13 protein-coding genes are annotated in these 17694 nt (G+C 56.9%); 7 read left to right on the top strand and 6 right to left on the bottom strand.

Going from position 1 to position 17694, the window contains the following annotated elements:
- Nucleotides 1–68: 68 nt before the first annotated feature.
- Nucleotides 69–1463 (bottom strand): class II fumarate hydratase, encoded by a 1395-nt coding sequence (locus AC1D2P_RS02480; protein ID WP_109785236.1) that lies wholly within the window; start codon nucleotides 1461–1463, stop codon nucleotides 69–71.
- 192 nt (nucleotides 1464–1655) lie between these two features.
- Here AC1D2P_RS02480 and AC1D2P_RS02485 point away from each other — a divergent pair, with 192 nt between their 5' ends.
- From AC1D2P_RS02485 to AC1D2P_RS02505, 5 genes are all read left to right on the top strand, one after another.
- Nucleotides 1656–2180 (top strand): DUF2059 domain-containing protein, encoded by a 525-nt coding sequence (locus tag AC1D2P_RS02485; protein WP_046031737.1) that lies wholly within the window; start codon nucleotides 1656–1658, stop codon nucleotides 2178–2180.
- 12 nt (nucleotides 2181–2192) lie between these two features.
- Complete coding sequence (locus AC1D2P_RS02490) at nucleotides 2193–2492, top strand: BolA family protein (RefSeq protein ID WP_008151216.1); 300 nt, start codon at nucleotides 2193–2195, stop codon at nucleotides 2490–2492.
- A gap of 101 nt (nucleotides 2493–2593) precedes the next feature.
- The gene (trhO, locus tag AC1D2P_RS02495; RefSeq protein ID WP_046031738.1) at nucleotides 2594–3535 is read left to right on the top strand and encodes an oxygen-dependent tRNA uridine(34) hydroxylase TrhO; all 942 of its coding nucleotides are present in this window, start codon (nucleotides 2594–2596) and stop codon (nucleotides 3533–3535) included.
- A 39-nt stretch (nucleotides 3536–3574) separates the two neighbouring features.
- Nucleotides 3575–4177: a DsbA family protein gene (locus AC1D2P_RS02500; RefSeq protein ID WP_175649043.1), complete on the top strand. Its 603-nt coding sequence runs from the start codon at nucleotides 3575–3577 to the stop codon at nucleotides 4175–4177.
- A complete protein-coding gene (locus tag AC1D2P_RS02505) occupies nucleotides 4170–5987 on the top strand; it encodes an ABC transporter ATP-binding protein (RefSeq protein WP_223522291.1) in 1818 nt (605 codons plus the stop codon). The genes AC1D2P_RS02500 and AC1D2P_RS02505 overlap by 8 nt, the downstream gene beginning before the upstream one ends.
- 13 nt (nucleotides 5988–6000) lie before the next feature.
- Here AC1D2P_RS02505 and AC1D2P_RS02510 read toward each other — a convergent pair whose 3' ends face one another.
- A complete protein-coding gene (locus AC1D2P_RS02510; RefSeq protein ID WP_477757785.1) occupies nucleotides 6001–10473 on the bottom strand; it encodes a hypothetical protein in 4473 nt (1490 codons plus the stop codon).
- A gap of 353 nt (nucleotides 10474–10826) precedes the next feature.
- On the opposite strand from AC1D2P_RS02510, the gene AC1D2P_RS02515 reads away from it, so the two are divergent.
- Nucleotides 10827–13286: an EAL domain-containing protein gene (locus AC1D2P_RS02515; protein ID WP_046031741.1), complete on the top strand. Its 2460-nt coding sequence runs from the start codon at nucleotides 10827–10829 to the stop codon at nucleotides 13284–13286.
- 78 nt (nucleotides 13287–13364) lie between these two features.
- Nucleotides 13365–14126: an iron-containing redox enzyme family protein gene (locus AC1D2P_RS02520; protein WP_263295453.1), complete on the top strand. Its 762-nt coding sequence runs from the start codon at nucleotides 13365–13367 to the stop codon at nucleotides 14124–14126.
- Nucleotides 14127–14188: 62 nt separating this feature from the next.
- On the opposite strand, the gene AC1D2P_RS02525 is transcribed toward AC1D2P_RS02520, so the two are convergent.
- The 4 genes from AC1D2P_RS02525 to ubiG all read right to left on the bottom strand — a co-directional run bounded on the left by AC1D2P_RS02525 (nucleotide 14189) and on the right by ubiG (nucleotide 17682).
- Complete coding sequence (locus tag AC1D2P_RS02525; RefSeq protein WP_046031743.1) at nucleotides 14189–15115, bottom strand: GGDEF domain-containing protein; 927 nt, start codon at nucleotides 15113–15115, stop codon at nucleotides 14189–14191.
- Nucleotides 15116–15491: 376 nt separating this feature from the next.
- Complete coding sequence (locus tag AC1D2P_RS02530; protein WP_046031744.1) at nucleotides 15492–16232, bottom strand: YciK family oxidoreductase; 741 nt, start codon at nucleotides 16230–16232, stop codon at nucleotides 15492–15494.
- A gap of 75 nt (nucleotides 16233–16307) precedes the next feature.
- Nucleotides 16308–16979: an N-acetylmuramic acid 6-phosphate phosphatase MupP gene (gene mupP / locus AC1D2P_RS02535; RefSeq protein WP_046031745.1), complete on the bottom strand. Its 672-nt coding sequence runs from the start codon at nucleotides 16977–16979 to the stop codon at nucleotides 16308–16310.
- A gap of 4 nt (nucleotides 16980–16983) precedes the next feature.
- Complete coding sequence (gene ubiG, locus AC1D2P_RS02540; protein ID WP_046031746.1) at nucleotides 16984–17682, bottom strand: bifunctional 2-polyprenyl-6-hydroxyphenol methylase/3-demethylubiquinol 3-O-methyltransferase UbiG; 699 nt, start codon at nucleotides 17680–17682, stop codon at nucleotides 16984–16986.
- Nucleotides 17683–17694: the final 12 nt, after the last annotated feature.

Genomic DNA, 17694 nt, shown 5'->3' on the forward strand with positions numbered 1-17694 from the left:
TTTGATCGACGCAAAACCCGTAGGAGCATGGCTTGCCCGCGATGGCTGACTGCTAGGCGCTACACATCTCAGCCCTTGGCCCCGGCCTCCAGCATGTTTTCCGGCCGCACCCACGCATCAAACTGTTCATCGGTCAGATAACCCAACTGCAACGCCGCCTCCCGCAACGTCAGCCCCTGCGCATACGCCTTCTTGGCAATCTCTGCCGATTTGTCATAGCCGATGTGCGGGTTCAACGCGGTCACCAGCATCAAGCCCCGCTCCAGATGTTCAGCCATTTTCTCTGCGTCCGGCTCAAGTCCGGCAATGCAGTGCTGCTGGAAGTTGCTGCAGCCATCGCCCAGCAGGCGGATAGATTGCAGCAGGTTGTGGATGATCACCGGTTTGAACACATTCAATTGCAGATGGCCCTGGCTCGCCGCAAACCCGATGGCGACGTCGTTGCCCAGGACCTGGCAAGCCAGCATCGATAGCGCTTCGCACTGCGTCGGATTGACCTTGCCCGGCATGATCGAGCTGCCCGGTTCGTTGGCCGGCAATTTCACTTCAGCAAAACCGGCTCGTGGCCCGGAGCCCAGCAGGCGCAAGTCGTTGGCGATTTTCATCAGGGTCACCGCCAGGGTTTTCAGTGCACCCGACAGGGTCGTCAGCGGCTCATGACCGGCCAGCGCGGCGAATTTGTTCGGCGCCGTGATGAAAGGCAGGCCGGAGAGGGCGGCCAGTTCGGCGGCAATCGCTTCGCCAAAACCGTGAGGCGAATTCAGCCCCGTGCCGACCGCGGTACCGCCCTGGGCCAGCTCACACACGGCTGGCAACGCGCTGCGGATCGCCCGTTCGGCGTAATCCAGTTGCGCAATAAACGCCGAAACTTCCTGGCCGAACGTGATCGGCGTGGCGTCCATCATGTGCGTTCGGCCGGTCTTGACCAGTTTCATGTGGCGCGCTGCCAGCTCGGCAAGGCCTCCCGACAATTCACTGATCGCCGGTAACAACTGCTGCTGAACGGCCTGCGCCGCGGCGATGTGCATGGCGGTGGGGAAACAGTCATTGGAGCTCTGGGAGCGATTGACGTGATCGTTGGGGTGCACCGGCGACTTGCCGCCGCGCGGGTTGCCGGCCAGCTCGTTGGCGCGGCCAGCGATCACTTCATTGACGTTCATATTGCTTTGGGTGCCGCTGCCGGTCTGCCAGACCACCAGCGGGAACTGGTCGTCATGGTTGCCATCGAGCACTTCGTCGGCCGCCTGTTCGATCAGCCGGGCGATGTCGGCGGGCACGTCGCCGTTACGGTCGTTGACTCGCGCCGCGGCTTTTTTGATCAGTGCCAGGGCATGCAGCACCGCCAGCGGCATTTTTTCGTTGCCGATGGCGAAGTTAATCAGCGAGCGTTGCGTCTGAGCGCCCCAGTAAGCTTCATCGGGGACTTCCACCTGGCCAAGGCTGTCGGTTTCGATACGGCTCATCATGCACACTCCTGTAGGTCTGATAGCGCAGTTTAGGCCTTGATCGTCGGCAGTGGTTCCATCTGACAGGTTTTTGAGCCTTCAACCCCTCTAATTCAGGCCCGACAAGGCTTGGGGTTGAGCGACACACTTTTTTAGGCGCAGAATGGAGGCCCTTGGGGTTTTACCTCGCCTGCTAGAAAAGGAAACTCGATGACTCGTCTTCGTGCCATCTGTACCGCGGTTGCACTGGTTTGCGCCAGCGGCCCTGTTTTTGCCGATACCGCCAGCCATAACGCCAGTGCCGAAGCTTTCCTGACCCTGGCGCACGCTGACAAATTGGGCACTCCGGTGTACATGCAAGTGCAGCAAATGTTCGCTCAGCGCTTTGAACAGACCAAAGCCCCTGAATCGAAAAAAGCGTTGCTGGAAACGTATCAGGCCAAAGCCAACGCTGCGCTTGACCAAGCCATTGGCTGGAACAAGCTGAAACCGGAAATGGTCAAGCTCTACACCGCCAACTTCAGCGAGTCCGAGCTCAAAGACCTGGTTGCGTTCTACCAGTCGCCACTGGGCAAGAAAGTCCTGGAAAAAATGCCACAGCTGACTCAGCAATCGGCCCAGATGACTCAAGCCAAGCTGGAAAGCGCAGTGCCTGTAGTCAACAAGCTGCTGGCTGACATGACGGCCGAGCTGGAGCCGAAAGGCGCCGCCGCTCCAGCCAAGAAAAAGCCTTAAGCGGAGTTCGGTATGACCATGCAACAACGCATCGAATCGACACTGGGCCTGTTACAGCCGCAACACCTGCAAGTGCTGGATGAAAGCCACATGCACAGCCGTGGGTTGCAGACTCACTTCAAGGCCGTGGTGGTCAGCCAGCAGTTCGAAGGGCTGAATCGCGTCAAGCGTCACCAGAAAGTCTACGGCACGCTCGGCGAGTTGATGGGCGAGTTCCATGCGTTGGCGCTGCATACCTACACGCCCGAGGAATGGGCACAGATCGACGCGGCCCCGGCCTCACCGACCTGTGCTGGCGGCAGCAAGCATTAAACCCGCGTTTTTTGCTAGAATCCGCAACGCGCCGCTCACCCGGCGCGTTTTTTTTGAATCCGGTTCACCCTTTGCGAGGGTAGCCACCTGGAGAAACACCCATGACACAACAGATTGTCGTGGCGGCACTGTATAAGTTCGTCACCCTGCAAGATTACGTCGCCCTGCGCGAGCCACTGCTGCAAGCCATGGTCGACAACGGCATCAAAGGCACGCTGCTGATCGCTGAAGAAGGCATCAACGGCACTGTGTCCGGTACCCGCGAAGGCATCGACGGACTGATGGCCTGGCTCAAGAACGACCCACGCATGGACGACATCGATCACAAAGAGTCGTACTGCGACGATCAGCCGTTCTATCGCACCAAAGTCAAACTCAAGAAAGAAATCGTCACCCTGGGTGTTGATGGCGTGGACCCGAACAAAAAGGTCGGCACCTACGTTGATCCGCAGGACTGGAATGCGTTGATCAACGATCCGGAAGTGCTGTTGATCGACACCCGCAACGATTACGAAGTATCGATTGGCACCTTCGAAGGCGCCATCGACCCGAAAACCACCAGTTTTCGCGAATTTCCCGACTACATCAAAGCCAACTTCGACCCCGCCGTGCACAAGAAGGTCGCGATGTTCTGCACCGGCGGCATCCGTTGCGAGAAAGCGTCGAGCTACATGCTCAGCGAAGGTTTCGATGAGGTCTACCACCTCAAGGGCGGTATCCTGAAGTACCTCGAAGAGGTGCCGCAGGAAGAAACCAAATGGCAGGGCGACTGCTTTGTGTTCGATAACCGTGTGACCGTTCGTCATGACCTCAGCGAAGGTGATTACGATCAGTGTCATGCCTGTCGTACGCCAGTCAGTGTTGAAGACCGCGCCTCAGAGCACTACGTGGCCGGCATCAGTTGCCCGCATTGCTGGGACACCTTGAGCGAAAAAACCCGGCGCAGCGCCATTGATCGGCAGAAGCAGATCGAACTGGCCAAGGCGCGCAACTTGCCTCACCCGATCGGCTACAACTACAAGCAAACTCCTTCCGAGGCTTGAACCATGTCAGCGCGCCGCCTGCTCTATGTGATGGATCCGATGTGTTCTTGGTGCTGGGGCTTTGCGCCAGTGGCTAACGCCTTGGTCGCGCAAGCACAGGCGGCGGGCGTCGACGTGCATTTGATCGTCGGTGGTTTGCGCACCGGCAGCGGGGCGGCGCTGGAGCCCACCACCCGGCGCTACATTCTTGAACATTGGCAAGCGGTCACCGAGGCCACCGGCCAACCGTTCAAGCTTGAGGGGGCGCTGCCCGACGGTTTTGTCTACGACACCGAGCCCGCGTGCCGGGCTCTGGTCACTGCGCGCAGCCTGGCGCCGGATTGCGCGTGGAAGCTGCTGGGCCTGATTCAGCACGCGTTCTACGCCGAAGGTCGCGACGTCACCCGCGCCAGCGTGCTGGTCGAACTCGCCGAGCAGGCCGGTTTGCCGCGCATTGAGTTTGCCGCCGCGTTCGACCGTGCCGATATGCACGCCGCCACGGCGGCCGACTTCACCTGGGTCCAGGACTTGGGCATCGCCGGTTTCCCAACCTTGCTGGCTGAGCGTAATGGTCAATTGGCGTTGCTGACCAACGGGTATCAGCCTCTGAGTGAACTGTCCCCGTTGCTCGGCCGCTGGCTGGAGCGTGCTGCCTGTGCATGATGTGCCCGATGACGTCCCGGCGCCCAAGCCTGTCGATCGATTGAGCTGGGCCGAAATCCGCCGACTGGCCTTGCACCATAAAAAATCCCTGTGGATCGCCAACGGCGTCGCCGTGCTGGCGACCTTGTGCAGCGTGCCGATTCCATTGCTGCTGCCGTTGCTGGTGGACGAAGTATTGCTGGGGCACGGTGACGCCGCGCTGAAGGTCATGAACCACGCCCTGCCCGAAGGCTGGCAGAAAGCGGCGGGCTACATTGGCCTGATGTTGCTCGTGACCTTGGTGTTGCGCTGCGGGGCCTTGTTGTTCAACGTCGTGCAGGCAAAGTTGTTCGCGGCGCAGGCCAAGGACATCGTCTATCGCATTCGCACCCGGCTGATCGAGCGGCTCAAGCGAATTTCCCTGGGCGAATACGAAAGCCTGGGCAGCGGCACCGTGACCACGCACCTGGTCACCGACCTGGACACGCTGGACAAATTCGTCGGCGAAACCCTCAGTCGTTTCCTCGTGGCGATGCTGACCCTGGTGGGTACCGCGAGCATTCTGATCTGGATGCACTGGAAGCTGGCGCTGCTGATCATGCTGTTTAACCCGTTGGTGATCTATGCCACGGTGCAGTTGGGCAAGCGGGTCAAACACCTGAAAAAACTCGAAAACGACAGCACCTCGCGCTTCACCCAGGCACTGACCGAAACCCTCGATTCAATTCAGGAAGTACGCGCCGGTAACCGCCAGGGGTTCTTCCTCGGGCGCCTTGGCCTGCGAGCCCGGGAGGTGCGCGATTACGCGGTGAACTCTCAGTGGAAAACCGATGCCTCGAACCGCGCCAGCGGCCTGTTGTTCCAGTTTGGCATCGATATTTTCCGTGCCGCGGCCATGCTCACCGTGCTGTTTTCCGACCTGTCCATCGGCCAGATGCTGGCGGTGTTCAGCTACCTGTGGTTCATGATCGGTCCGGTGGAACAACTGCTGAACTTGCAGTACGCCTATTACGCCGCCAGCGGCGCGTTGTCGCGGATTAACGAACTGCTGTCCCGGGCCGATGAGCCGCAGTACCCGGGTGGCGTCGACCCGTTTCAGGGCCGTGACACCGTGGGCATTGAAGTCCAGGGCCTGAGTTTCGGTTATGGCGACGAGTTGGTGTTGAACAAGATGGACCTGTCCATCGCCCCCGGGGAAAAAGTCGCCATCGTCGGTGCCAGTGGCGGCGGTAAAAGCACCTTGGTGCAGTTGCTGCTGGGTTTATACACGCCGCTGGCCGGGACCATTCGCTTCGGTGGTTCGACCCAGCAAGAGATCGGCCTGGAAACGGTCCGCGAAAACGTCGCTGTCGTCCTGCAACACCCCGCGCTGTTTAACGACACCATTCGCGCCAACCTGACGATGGGCCGTGAGCGCAGTGACGAAGCCTGCTGGCAAGCGCTGGAAATTGCGCAATTGCAGCACACGGTTCGAGAATTGCCTGACGGCCTCGACAGCATCGTCGGACGCTCCGGTGTGCGTTTGTCCGGCGGCCAGCGCCAACGCCTGGCGATTGCGCGGATGGTACTGGCCGAACCCAAAGTGGTGATCCTCGACGAGGCCACTTCCGCACTGGACGCTGCCACTGAATACAACCTGCACCAGGCGCTGGCACGGTTCCTGAGCAACCGCACTACGCTAATCATCGCGCACCGCTTGTCGGCGGTGAAACAGGCCGACCGGGTATTGGTGTTCGATGGCGGGCAGATTGCCGAGGATGGCGACCATCAGCAGTTGATTGCCGATGGTGGTTTGTACGCCAAGCTTTATGGGCATTTGCAGCAGTTGTAGCCACGTCGGATGTCTACTTCCATATCACGCCCAGCGCATCAGGGTTGCCGTCATAGCTGAATTGCTTCATGACGATCGCGCATGAATCGCAAGGTGCCATGGTGGTGGCGATCGTGATGGAATCCAGCTCTTTAGGGTCAGGGTATTTGTCTCGTATGGCGCTGATGAGCTTGCTCTCGGTGTCCAGTGAGGTAGGGCGCGACGTGAGCGCAGGTGTGTATGTTTCGATGTTGTCGATGGTGTGAGGGATCGCCCGTAGCTTGCCGGAATCGGAGACGCTAAGTGATGTCTGCGGGAAGTTGATGTCATGATCTATGTTGAAGTAACTGGTGCCGTCTACTTTCACTTCGTTTGTCTGTCTGCTTCTGGAAAACAGGGGCAGGAAATGGGTGTCCCCTTGATTGCCAGAAACACTGACATACACTTCACGCACCCCGGCCTTCGTCTTGATCTCGGCGAACGCAATGTTTCTGGAACTGTGTATCGGCCTATTCAGTTTTTTACTGATCTCTATTTGCAGTTGTCGCATCGTGTTATCGATTTTCAAGGCCTTGGGTGCGCCCCGAACCGACGACTCCACTGTGACAACCGTTTTGCAAAAGAGTGTATTGAAGATTTCAGCAGTGGTTTCACGAGCACTGTCCGGCGCCGTCCGGGACAGTGACCAAGTCGCAGCACCGTCGGTTGAATGACGCACGATCATTCTTGTCGAGTGATCGAACAACACGGCTTCCGCGGGGCTGGTATCCACGTTGAGATGTTTAAGGGTCTGGGGCGGATTGGTATGGCCACCGATCGGTATGGCAATGTCATCCATGGCTTTCAAGGCGCGCTCGACGCGGTTAATACCATAAATTCTGGCCATGTTATTGGCATTCAGCGAGCCGATATAAACCTTCTTCAACTCCTCTACCACATCGTGGGGCGATGTTTTTGCCTTGCGCAAAGTCAGGGGCGCGGTGAGGCTTTGCCCCGCAAAGCGCTCGGCGACGTAAAAATCGCCGGCGCCCAGTCGGGTGAAAATATAGTGTTTCGAACCGTCCAGTGCCGGGACAATGATAGCGCCGGTCTTGAAGGTATCAAATTGACTCCCGCGGCCGGAGATGTTCGCTTTGATTCTTCCGTAAATCCCTTTCTGATACTCGATCGTAGCCATGAGCCTGCCAGGATAATTCACGGTCTTCAGTAACGGAACGCGCCCCGTTATGGCTGAGGTATAGATACTGTCCCCGAACCATGGAGCCCAGCCTTTGGTTTCGTCGAATGTGCCGGCGGCCGGCGTCGGAGCGGGATCGCGCCATGCGTAACTGGTTTCGCAAACGGACCCTGGGGCGCGTCGTGGCCGACAAGGTATCGGCTTGAGCGTTTCCCGGGCATCCCGCAGGTCTGCGCGCCGTAGGGCGTCGCCGTCCAGTCGATACGGCACGTCGTCGATGAACAGCGTCGTTCGGCCGTCAATTTCAAGGACTTCGTTTACGCGAGTGTTTTCGGGGATATTGAACAGCAGTGCTTCGCTGTTTTCTCTGACGGTCGGATACATCGATGGCCCGATGGACAGTTCTTTTTCCGACACTTTCAATACAGGCCCATAGGGTTTGGCGGATAGGGGGTCGATCAAATAGTGTGCGGGCTTGGTGGTCGAGCCGATGTTGCGTACAGGGACATCGTCGAGTCCGCGAAAGGTCGCCAATTGATCGCTCTGTGTGAGGGGGCGCCAGCGGCCTGGATCATTGACCTGAGGCAAGCCTTCGATGAAGTTGTACGTGTTTGCTCTACCGAGTGCAGGCTTCAAGCTGTTGTAAGACTTTTTGGCTGCGAATTTAACGCCTGCATACAAACCTCTCAGAGTTCCGCGTGAGAGCCGTAGTGCCAGCGTCGGAAGGCCATAGAAAGGAATTGCGTTTTGTACGGATGAAATAAGCAGTTTTTCAGCCAGTGCGCCAAATCGCGGAAGTGCAGCGCGTACACCCGAGCGGACTGCAATGGAGGCCAGCTTCACTGAGCCCGATACGAATTTCCCCAAGGGAAGCGCGAACGAGGCCGCATCCACAATCAAACCAAAAATGGCCCATACCCTTTTTTTCGGGTCGCCTGAAAGCAGGTCTTCTATGCCTCCCCAAAACGGTATGAACCCTTTGACGGAGACCAGCCAATGAGGGCGCGCGGCGATACGCTCAATCTCGGTTTCGCCCTTGGCCGAAGCATGAAGCAGTTTTTCGTCATAGTAAAAAAAGTGGTCGGCAATGTAGTTTGAAAGTTCCGTTGCTCGGGAACTCGTTACGCTTGGGCGCGCCGATTGCTCATTCTCGATGCCAATGGAAGGGGCGGTAAATGTTTTACCAAACTGATCAATGATTGCCTCGCACCTTGCATTTTCTTTCGGAAAACTACCGGTTTCATGAGCTGACCAGTCAATCGGAACTCTTTGTTCACGTCGCACCGCTATGACTTCAGCATTCCCGAGGACCCCTTGGATTTGCTGGCTATTTACTGTTCCGTTGAGCATGGCAAATGAAAAATCCACACGCCGTCGAATAATTCCTGCACGTGGTAAACATTCGTAATAGGCAACCCGGTTCTTGTAAGAGATTTGCAAAATAAAGCCCATTCGAAGCCGAAGCGGTAGCGTGATGGCGGGTGTCTCGTCTTGTAGCTCTATCTCGTTGGTGGATTTTCTCAAGGTGTAGATCTTTACCTCGCCCAACTCTATGGCTTGGCGTTCATCATGGGGGAGTGATGTCAGCAGACTTTTCAGCAGTGTTTGATACGCGCTTTTACTCAAATCGAGATAGCTTTTGAATTCCGCCTCAAATAACTGCGTCGCATCTGGCAGGGGTTTTCGCTTCAGTGCGTCAGGAAAACTGGGATCATTGGAGTTAATTGTACGATCTGTGTTGAGGCTGATTCGATACGCGCTTTTGCGTGTTCCATCCTGCTGGGTGATGTGCCAGCTTCTGTTCAGCCTCCCTGACATGTAGACGTCTTGAAAGGTGTAGATTTTGTCCCGTAGCGGTGGTGTTCGTAAAAACCCACCTGCTTCACTGGATTCGAAGTCTTCAATTAACTTTCGCCCGTCAGAGATGAACGGAAAGTGGGTTCGGTTGCCAAAGACTTCTCTGAATCCTACAGGCGTCCAGCGTAAAGAGTCCCTGAAATACGTCCTCATCTCCCTCTCGGCGATAGAAGATCTTTTTGGGTAGTCGACGTCCAGTTGAATGATCGCTTTTCTCAAGGCGTCGGTGTGTTCGTCGAGTGACTTGATAGATTGAGTTTTTTCCTCAAGTGAGTAATCCGAGTCGATTCTCTCAGTAACAACACCATTGGTAATCGCCCATTCGAGAGTTGCAGGCATTCTGCACAGGGTGATGAGTTCCAGCTCTTGTGGACTGGCTTGCATAGACTGCCGAAGCGGAAAATCCACCAATTGCTGGAAGCTCATGCGCTGGATCAAGTCCGGCTCCATGGCTTCAGCGAGCGTGACTCCGTGAACGAAATTGACCCAGACGACGGAGCTTCTATAGGGCAGGCCGGGCGGGATGTCGCAGACTTGAAACTCTGTTGGAAATTCGGTTTGGAACAAGCGAGCGAGCAAGATGGCCTCAACCATTGAGGACGCTTGTTTGCTGTCGAATAGATGCTGCTCGAATTCCGCCCAGATGTTCTGGTAACTCTTTCCCCAGTTTGAGCGCTGTTGCCAAGGGTACCCGGAAATGTTTTCTGGCTTGTCGTTCCGTGATGTATTTGTCCAGAGCCGAATGGCTTTACTGATCAATTTGATTCGTACCCCGGTAGAGGCATCCTCACCCGGTTTGCCGCCGTACCAGTTCAATCCTTCCAGCAATAAACTCCCTAGTCGCTGGGACTCCGCAGAGCGTAGAATTTTTTCGAGAAAAACCATAGGCGTCGCGCGAACTTGCTCGATGGTCGGGCGAGGGGAGGTGTTTTTTTCGAAGTGGCTAAAGAGTGAAGTTTGTGATTTGGGGAGGAATCGCTTAACGATGTCGATAATGTCCCGATCCGTCAGTTGAGCGATCAGGCTATCGAGGGTCATGCCATCTTTCGGTGAGGCCTTCTGGATGGTTGCCAGGAGCTTAAGGTCTTTTTTGTCTGGGGTGCGATTGATCGCTTCGATATCAACACCACTGTCCAGTTGCAGCGAGTAGCGGGCGCGCTTTTCTTCCAGGGTGTGAATCGTCGCACGATGTTCAGCGGCGTTTCCCGGATCCCAGGGGGAGATGCCGTAATGGTTGATCATTTGTACAAGCTTGAGGGTGCCTGGTTCTTTATCTTGGGCGCGGAGGAGGGAAGTAGATTGGAGAACTATGAAGGTTTCCAGGTCTTTTGATGAGAAATCGGGCTTTCTCAGAGCGGCGATAAGTGTGTCGTAGTCGGACAACACACCTTGGTACTCCATGGCCGCGGAGAATGGTAGATGTTGTTCTTCTGATAAGTCACTCGGTGATGTTGTAGGTGACGGCATGTTCATGGGTGTCTCTCTATTATTGGCTGGACTCCTGTAAGGCGATGTTCAAGTTGTAAGCGCTTACAGAAAGACGACCAGTTTTACGCCGGCAAAAAATAATAGTGAGGTACATATATATCGCTCCAGATTTTCGGCATGAGGCCCCGACGAGAGCGGTTCATAGGTCGATATCCAGAGTGACTGTATTGGTTTGCGTGCATTGGCTTTTTAGTGTTTGAGAATGCATCCACATGCCTCTCAGGAAGCACGGAGGGTGAAATGTCGACTCTGGCTTGCCTGTAGGGGCAACGCACCCTAGTCTTGGAGGAGCGATCACATTGGGATGATGATCTGGCAGTGCTAAAACAAGGGACCTCATGAATCAAACCCGGACTCTCGGAACGCCGCGGCTATTGGGCATTGTCTGGCCATTTATTGCCGTCGTGCTGTTTCAGGCCCTGTTGGGTGGCGTCAGCCTTTACGTTCTGTCGGCAGTGCGCGGCTATGTGGCCGGTGAAAGTTTGTGGTCGAAGGGGCAAAAAGACGCCATCTATTACCTCAACCTTTACGCGGACAGTCGCGACGAGGCGATTTTTCTCAAATACCAGAAAGCCATTGCTGTACCTCAGGGTGGCCACGAGCTGCGCCTGGCGCTGGACCACCAGCCACCTGATATCGAAGCCGCGCGAGTGGCGATCCTCAAGGGAGGCAATCACCCGGACGACGTTTCCAGTCTGATCTGGCTCTACCTCAACTTCCGACACTTCAGTTACCTTGAAAAAGCCATCGACCGCTGGACGGTGGGGGACGCGTACCTGCTACAGCTCGATGAGGTTGCGCAAGAGATGCATCGGCGCGTGGCCGACAGTCAGGTCACATCTGCCGATATCAAACGCTGGAGAGACCAGATACTCGCCATCAACGATGCCGTGACGCCAGCCGCCAAAGCGTTCAGCGACGCATTGGGCGAGGGCTCTCGCTTGATTCTCCGGTTATTGCTGGTGACCAACCTCGCCACGGCGCTGGGCCTGATTGCCCTTGCGTTGCTGCGTACGCACAAGTTGCTCAAGCAGCGCCATGAGTTCGCCGAGGCGCTGCAACTGGAGAAAGACCGGGCTCAGATCACCTTGCAATCGATCGGCGACGGGGTGATCACCACGGATGTCGAAGGCGCTATCGCCTACATGAACCCCGCCGCCGAGGCCCTGACCCACTGGAAAGCCGAACAGGCGACGGGTTTGCCTCTGGCGGCGCTGTTCAACTTGCTGGACGAAAACGCCCAGGCTGACGGGTTCACCCTGATCGAACATATTCTGAGTGGTCAACTCAGTGGGGGCAGCGAACATTCCAAACTGATTCAGCGGCTCGATGGCAGCACGGTGTCGGTGACGCTGGTCGGTTCGCCGATTCGCAATGCGGGCAAGGTCAGCGGCACCGTTCTGGTGTTGCACGACATGACGCAGGAGCGCCAATACATTGCCAATCTGTCCTGGCAGGCGACACATGACGCCTTGACCGGGCTCGCCAACCGGCGTGAGTTCGAGTTCCGACTGGAGCAGGCACTGCACAACCTGACACGGCATTCCGGGCGCCATGCCCTGATGTTTCTCGATCTGGATCAATTCAAACTGGTCAACGACACCTGCGGCCACGCGGCGGGCGATGAGCTTCTGCGGCATATTTGTGCCTTGTTGCAATCCGGTTTGCGTGAAGGAGACACCCTGGCTCGGCTGGGGGGCGATGAGTTCGGTATCTTGCTGGAAAACTGCGCACCGGAAGCGGCCGAGAAGATTGCCGAAAGTTTGCGTCAGACCGTACAGAACCTGCATTTTGTCTGGAAGGGGCGACCCTTTGTCACCACGGTGAGTATCGGGCTGGTGCATGTCGCGCAACCGCCTACAACCCTGGAGGCTTCCTTGCGCGCCGCGGATATGGCGTGTTACATGGCCAAGGAAAAAGGGCGCAATCGGGTTCAGGTCTATCACGCCGATGACTCGGAACTGTCACTGCGTTTTGGCGAGATGGCGTGGGTGCAGCGCCTGCACATGGCGCTGGAAGAGAACCGGTTTTGCCTGTACTCCCAGGAAATCGCGCCGTTGGGGCATACCGAGCGCGGTGGCGGGCATATCGAGATTCTGTTGCGCCTGCATGATGAAGCCGGTCGTATGATCCTGCCGGACAGTTTTATTCCGGCGGCGGAGCGTTATGGACTGATGACCGCACTCGATCGCTGGGTGGTGGAGAATGTTTTCAAGATCATTGCCCAATGCAAAGCCGAAGAGCGCAAGGGGCCGTACGCGATGTGTGCGATTAATCTGTCAGGCACAACTATCGGAGATGAGGCGTTTCTGGACTTCCTGCGTGAACAGTTTGTTAATTATTCAATTCCGCCTGAAATGATTTGTTTTGAAATCACTGAAACAAGTGCAATTTCCAATTTGGGCAGTGCAATTAGATTTATCAATGAACTCAAAGGTTTAGGCTGTCACTTCTCGTTAGATGACTTTTGTGCCGGAATGTCCTCGTTCGCTTACTTGAAACATTTGCCTGTAGACTTCCTGAAGATCGATGGGAGTTTCGTAAAGGATATGTTGGACGACCCGATTAACCGCGCCATGGTCGAAGTGATCAACCACATCGGCCATGTCATGGGTAAGCGCACGATTGCCGAGTTTGTAGAGTCACCCCAGATTGAACAGGCATTGCTGGAGATCGGGGTCGATTTCGCTCAAGGGTATGTGATTGAACGCCCGCATCTGTTTACCTGCGATAGTTTGCAAAGTCGTCCTGCCAGGCCCCAGCCTCTGTTGTTCAAGGCCCCGGGCACGTTCCGTTGAAATCTCTTGTTGATCCGAACAATCACAATCAAAAGGAGCCCGACAGTGATCGACACATTCAACCGAACCGGACCACTCATGGAAGCTGCAAGTTATCCCGCCTGGGCGCAACAGCTCATCAAGGATTGCAGCGAGAGTAAGCGCCGGGTTGTCGAACACGAGCTGTATCAACGCATGCGAGACAACAAGCTCAGTGCAAAAACCATGCGCCAGTACCTTATCGGTGGCTGGCCGGTGGTTGAACAGTTCGCGTTATACATGGCACAAAACCTGACCAAGACCCGCTTTGCCCGCCATCCAGGTGAAGACATGGCGCGTCGTTGGCTGATGCGCAATATTCGCGTCGAGCTGAACCACGCCGATTACTGGGTGCATTGGAGCAGGGCTCATGGTGTCAGCCTGGAGGATCTGCAAGCGCAACAAGTCGCTCCCGAACTTCATGCCCTGAGCCATTGGTGCTGGCACACCAGTTCAGCAGACTCGTTGATCGTCGCCATCGCGGCCACCAACTACGCCATCGAAGGCGCCACTGGGGAGTGGTCGGCGCTGGTGTGCTCCAGTGGCATCTACGCCGCAGCGTTCCCTGAAGAAGATCGCAAACGGGCCATGAAGTGGTTGAAGATGCACGCTCAGTACGACGACGCGCATCCATGGGAAGCGCTGGAAATCATCTGCACCCTGGCGGGCATGAACCCGAGCGCATCCCTGCAAGTGGAATTGCGCCAGGCCGTCTGCAAGAGCTACGACTACATGCATCTGTTTCTGGAGCGCTGCATGCAACTGGAGCATTCAGAAAAAGCTGCGGTGGTGCGTGAGCGCATGGCGTTGGCGGAAAGTTGATCTGACGGTTGTGCACAAAAAAGGGGAGCCGATTGGCTCCCCTTTTTTGAGTTTTCAAAGGCTTAACCCGCCATCGCCAAACGGTTACGTCCTTCGCGCTTGGCGACATACAACGCACTGTCGGCGCGTCGCAACAGGCTTTCGGCAGACTCACCTGGCAACAGGGTCGAGCATCCAAGGCTGACGGTCAGTTCAACGGCATTGCCATCCGCCTGATAGTCCTGGGACTGGGCCGCAATCCGCAGTCGCTCGCCGACCATGGCTGCTGCTTCCCGAGTGGTGTTGGACAACAGGATCAGGAACTCTTCGCCCCCAAACCGAAACACCATGTCGACATTGCGCAGCTGGTTTTTGATTGCGCCGGCGACTGTCTTGAGCACTTCATCGCCAGCATTGTGACCGTAGCTGTCGTTGACGTTTTTAAAATGATCGATGTCCAGCATCAGCAACGACAAAGGCATCAAGTGGCGCCGCGACATCTCGATTTCGCGCTCGAGGGTCTGGTCCATGGCAATGCGGTTGCCGGTATCGGTCAAGGGGTCGCGTAATGCACTTTGGGTCGCCGCCCGGTACAGCAAGGCGTTGCGTATCGGAAAGAGCAATGCGGACAGCAGTGACTCCAGGTTGCCCTGATCAAGTTCACTGAAACGTTGATTACGACGGAATACCAAGTCACCAAGGGGCTCGCCTTCATGGCTGAGGCTGTAACTGACCGAGTGATGGCCGCGCTGGCCAAACTCCAGGCGCAGGTCACTGGCCTGATGCTCATATTTCAAGGCATCCAGCGGCACCAGGCGCTGAACTTCGCGAAAGAAAAGTCCGAGAATCCGTTGGGGCTCAAGACTGGTTTGCAGCTGCTGGCCCAGTTGCTGACGCAATTGCGCAAGGCTGACGGGCCGCTCCAGAAGGGGTGGCTGCTGACCAAGTCCCAGGCGTTGCAATTTCGCGCTATCGAAGTCAATTGCGTTGGTCTGGGGAGGTGATTTCATATGGCGTGAGCCCCTAAAGCAGTAAGACTGTCTTACAGGCTGGGTGAGAGCGGCTTTGGGCTGCGCGTCGTACTGGTCCATCAGTCCCGTAGGACATTTGGCGCAAGTTTAGTCTGCTTTGCCGAAGATTAGTAACCTATCGACTCAGACATCCCCCCGACTGCTTTCACACTGCGTGTTTGAGCAACGTTAGAGCGAAAGTTGTGCCATTCGGTTCATTCAGATAAAAGGCTATCAAATTCAGCAGGTTGGACTTTGCAGGGAAGACGGCTGGCAAAGTGGGTGGCGGTTGTTTGACAGCTGAGGGAGTGTTTACGACGCGCTTTAAGTGCCGCGACGGGAAGTCGGCGCGGCACGTAAAAGCGACGTGTGGTGATTACTGCGCGTTAAAAGCCTGACCATTGATGCCGGTACTGTCCGGGCCCATCAAGTAGAGATAGACCGGCATGATCTCCTCCGGGGTCGGATTGTTCAGCGGATTTTCCCCCGGATAGGCCTGGGCTCGCATGCTGGTGCGCGTGGCGCCCGGGTTGATGCTGTTGGAGCGAACGGGGGCCACGGTGTCTACTTCGTCCGCCAGGGTTTGCATCAAGCCTTCGGTGGCAAACTTGGACACGCCATAAGCGCCCCAATAGGCGCGCCCCTTACGGCCGACGCTGCTGGAGGTGAACACCACCGAGGCGTCCTGCGACAGCTTGAGCAGTGGCAGCAGGGTGCTGGTGAGCATGAACATGGCATTGACGTTGACTTGCATGACCCGCATGAAGTTTTCGCCGGACAGCTGTTCGAGCGGCGTGCGCGGACCAATGATCGACGCGTTGTGCAGCAACCCGTCGAGATGGCCGAATTCGGTCTCGATCATCGCCGCCAGTTCATCGTACTGGTGGGGCAGGGCGGTTTCCAGGTTGAACGGGATCACCGCTGGCTGTGGGTGCCCGGCCGCTTCGATTTCGTCATAAACCTGCGTCAGATTCGCTTCGGTCTTGCCCAGCAACAGTACGGTGGCACCATGGGCTGCGTAGGTTTTCGCAGCGGCCGCGCCGATGCCACGGCCTGCACCGGTAATCAGAATGACCCGGTCCTTGAGCAATTCGGGGCGGGCGGAATAATCAAACATAAGAAACCTCTACGAGAGTTAGATCGTTCCCACGCTCCGCGTGGGAATGCAGCCAGTGACGCTCTGCGTCGCCGCTCAGCAGCCACACAGCGCGCTATCGAGCACCTTGCGCAACTCCAGCGGATGATCGACCACTACATCCGCACCCCAATGCCGCGGGTTATCGTCCGGATGAATGTAGCCATAGGTCACGGCGGCCGTCTTGGTGCCGGCGTCGCGCCCCGACTCGATATCACGCAGGTCATCGCCGACAAACAACACGCTGGCCGGGTCCAGATCGAGCATCTTGCACGCGAGAATCAGCGGCTCCGGGTCGGGCTTGCTGTTCTTCACATGATCCGGGCAGATCAGCAGCGCGGAACGCTCGGCCAGCCCCAGCTGTTGCATGATCGGCTCGGCGAAACGCAGCGGCTTGTTAGTGACCACGCCCCAGATCAGGTTGCTCTTCTCGATGTCGGCCAGTAATTCGCCCATTCCGTCGAAGAGCTTGCTGTGAACCGCACAGCCGGCGAGATAGCGCTCCAGGAATTCCAGTCGCAGCTCTTCAAAGCCAGGCGATTCCGGGTCCATCGAAAAGGTCACGGCGACCATCGCCTTGGCGCCACCGGATATCTCGTCACGAATGTGCTTGTCATTCATGGGGGGCAAGCCACGGTCGGCGCGCATTGCCTGGCAGATGGCAATAAAGTCCGGCGCGGTGTCGAGCAGCGTGCCGTCCATGTCAAAAAGGACTGCTCTGATACGCATCGGCTTACTCCTCGCGCAGGGTCTGGATCATGTAGTTGACGTCCACGTCGGCCGCCAGTTTGTAGTGTTTGGTCAGCGGGTTGTAGGTCAGGCCGATGATGTCTTTGACGGTCAGGCCGGCCATGCGACTCCAGGCGCCGAGCTCGGAAGGGCGGATGAACTTCTTGAAATCATGGGTGCCGCGCGGCAGCAGTTTCATGATGTATTCCGCGCCGACGATAGCGAACATATACGCCTTCGGGTTGCGGTTGATGGTGGAGAAGAACACTTGGCCGCCGGGCTTGACCATGCGGAAGCAGGCGCGGATGACCGAAGAAGGATCGGGCACGTGCTCGAGCATTTCCAGGCACGTGACGACGTCGAACTGCTCGGGCATTTCTTCGGCGAGGCCTTCGGCGGTGATCTGGCGGTATTCGACATTCACGCCCGATTCCAGCTGATGCAGCTGGGCGACCGCGAGCGGTGCTTCGCCCATGTCGATGCCCATGACGGTGGCACCGCGCTGGGCCATGGCCTCGCTCAGGATGCCGCCGCCGCAACCGACGTCCAGAACCTTCTTGCCGGCCAGGTTGACCCGCTCGTCAATCCAGTTGACCCGCAGCGGGTTGATGTCGTGAAGCGGCTTGAACTCGCTTTCACGGTCCCACCAGCGATGGGCCAGGGCTTCGAATTTGGCGATTTCGGCGTAGTCGACGTTGCTCATGATTCAGTCCTC

Source organism: Pseudomonas sp. P1_F1_2 (genome assembly GCF_056405815.1).

Bases quoted from the DNA above. Each gene is read 5' to 3' on its own strand.
- AC1D2P_RS02480 (WP_109785236.1), bottom strand. From the start codon at position 1,463: ATGAGCCGTATCGAAACCGACAGCCTTGGCCAGGTGGAAGTCCCCGAT.
- AC1D2P_RS02485 (WP_046031737.1), top strand. From the start codon at position 1,656: ATGACTCGTCTTCGTGCCATCTGTACCGCGGTTGCACTGGTTTGCGCC.
- AC1D2P_RS02490 (WP_008151216.1), top strand. From the start codon at position 2,193: ATGACCATGCAACAACGCATCGAATCGACACTGGGCCTGTTACAGCCG.
- trhO (WP_046031738.1), top strand. From the start codon at position 2,594: ATGACACAACAGATTGTCGTGGCGGCACTGTATAAGTTCGTCACCCTG.
- AC1D2P_RS02500 (WP_175649043.1), top strand. From the start codon at position 3,575: ATGTGTTCTTGGTGCTGGGGCTTTGCGCCAGTGGCTAACGCCTTGGTC.
- AC1D2P_RS02510 (WP_477757785.1), bottom strand. From the start codon at position 10,473: ATGAACATGCCGTCACCTACAACATCACCGAGTGACTTATCAGAAGAA.
- AC1D2P_RS02515 (WP_046031741.1), top strand. From the start codon at position 10,827: ATGAATCAAACCCGGACTCTCGGAACGCCGCGGCTATTGGGCATTGTC.
- AC1D2P_RS02520 (WP_263295453.1), top strand. From the start codon at position 13,365: ATGGAAGCTGCAAGTTATCCCGCCTGGGCGCAACAGCTCATCAAGGAT.
- AC1D2P_RS02525 (WP_046031743.1), bottom strand. From the start codon at position 15,115: ATGAAATCACCTCCCCAGACCAACGCAATTGACTTCGATAGCGCGAAA.
- AC1D2P_RS02530 (WP_046031744.1), bottom strand. From the start codon at position 16,232: ATGTTTGATTATTCCGCCCGCCCCGAATTGCTCAAGGACCGGGTCATT.
- mupP (WP_046031745.1), bottom strand. From the start codon at position 16,979: ATGCGTATCAGAGCAGTCCTTTTTGACATGGACGGCACGCTGCTCGAC.
- ubiG (WP_046031746.1), bottom strand. From the start codon at position 17,682: ATGAGCAACGTCGACTACGCCGAAATCGCCAAATTCGAAGCCCTGGCC.